The 1,786-nt window shown below is 68.0% G+C and carries 1 protein-coding gene; it reads right to left on the reverse strand.

All coding sequences use genetic code 11. The features are described from left to right. Positions 1 to 50 precede the first annotated feature (50 nt). A complete protein-coding gene (gene metG, locus ACFXBC_RS34885) occupies positions 51 to 1,664 on the reverse strand; it encodes a methionine--tRNA ligase (RefSeq protein ID WP_385034086.1) in 1,614 nt (537 codons plus the stop codon). Between the last annotated feature and the right edge of the window lie 122 nt (positions 1,665 to 1,786).

A 1,786-nucleotide genomic window follows, 5' to 3' on the forward strand; every position in this document is an offset into this window, starting at 1 on the left:
GCCCGGAAACGCTCGGCGTGTCCGGGCCCTCCTTCCGTGGTCCGGTCCGGTTAGGCCGGCTTCTCCTCCAGGCGCGGGAACAGCACCGCGCCCTTCGTGACCGTGGCACCGGCCGGGAGCTGCCCCCACGCACCGGAATCCCCGAGCTTCTGGTCCGCCAGCGCGCCGAGACCCGCCTCGGCTCCCAGCGAGTCCCACAGGCTCTGCGAGGTCTCCGGCATCACCGCGTTGAGCAGGACCGCGACACCGCGCAGCGACTCGGCCGCCGTGTAGAGGATGGTCGCGAGGCGGGCCCGGCCCTCCGGCGACTCGTCCTTGGCGACCTTCCACGGCTCCTGCTCCGTGATGTAGCCGTTGACCTGCTTCACGAAGTCGAAGATCGCCAGGATGCCGCCCTGGAAGTCCAGCTCCTCACCGATCAGCCGGTCGGACTCGGTGACCGCCCTGGCGAGACCGTCCTGTACGGCCTGCTCGGCCGCGCCAGCGGCCTCCGCGGCCGGCAGGGTCCCGCCGTAGTACTTGCCGACCATGGCGGCCACCCGCGAGGCGAGGTTGCCGTAGTCGTTCGCCAGCTCGGAGGTGTAGCGGGCCGAGAAGTCCTCCCAGGAGAACGATCCGTCGCTGCCGAAGGCGATCGCGCGCAGGAAGTACCAGCGGTAGGCGTCCACACCGAAGTGCGAGGTCAGGTCCTGCGGCTTGATGCCGGTCAGGTTCGACTTCGACATCTTCTCGCCGCCGACCATCAGCCAGCCGTTCGCCGCGACCCGGCCGGGGACCGGCAGACCCTGGGCCATCAGCATCGCGGGCCAGATCACCGCGTGGAAGCGCAGGATGTCCTTGCCGACCAGGTGCACATCGGCCGGGAAGGTCTCGTCGAACTTCTGCTGGTTCGCGCCGTAGCCGACCGCCGTGGCGTAGTTGAGGAGCGCGTCCACCCAGACGTAGATGACGTGCTTCTCGTCCCACGGCACCGGGACGCCCCAGTCGAAGGTGGAGCGCGAGATCGACAGGTCCTGAAGTCCCTGCCGTACGAAGTTCACGACCTCGTTGCGCGCCGACTCGGGCTGGATGAAGCCCGGGTTGGCCTCGTAGAACTCCAGCAGCTTCGGCCCGTACTCGCTCAGCTTGAAGAAGTAGTTCTCCTCCTTGAGGATCTCCACCGGCTTCTTGTGGATCGGGCACAGCTTCTGGCCGGGGAAGTCGGTCCCGCCGTCGATCAGGTCACCGGGGAGCTTGTACTCCTCGCAGCCCACGCAGTACGGGCCTTCGTACCCGCCCTTGTAGATCTCGTCCTTGTCGAACAGGTCCTGCACGAACTCCTGCACACGGTCCGTGTGCCGCTTCTCCGTCGTCCGGATGAAGTCGTCGTTCGCGATGTTCAGATGCTCCCAGAGGGGTTTCCAGGACTCCTCGACGAGCTTGTCGCACCACTCCTGCGGTGTGACGTTGTTCGCCTCGGCCGTGCGCATGATCTTCTGACCGTGCTCGTCCGTGCCGGTGAGGTACCACACCTTCTCGCCGCGCTGACGGTGCCAGCGCGTGAGCACGTCCCCTGCAACGGTCGTGTAGGCGTGGCCCAGGTGAGGAGCGTCGTTGACGTAGTAAATGGGGGTCGATACGTAGTACGCGTTCGTCCCCTGCTTCTCGGATCCAGTGGCCGCCATGGTCGAAATCCTAACTTCCTCACGGCGGCCCTCCGAACGCGATAACGGCCGGGGCCCCCCGCCGGGGGGGGGGGGGCCCGGGCGGCGGGGGGCGGGGGGGGGGGGCCCGTGGGGGCCCCCCC

Origin of the sequence: Streptomyces sp. NPDC059398, from assembly GCF_042751845.1 — a bacterium.
Classification (GTDB): Bacteria; Actinomycetota; Actinomycetes; order Streptomycetales; family Streptomycetaceae; genus Streptomyces.

Bases quoted from the DNA above. Each gene is read 5' to 3' on its own strand.
- metG (WP_385034086.1), bottom strand. From the start codon at position 1,664: ATGGCGGCCACTGGATCCGAGAAGCAGGGGACGAACGCGTACTACGTA.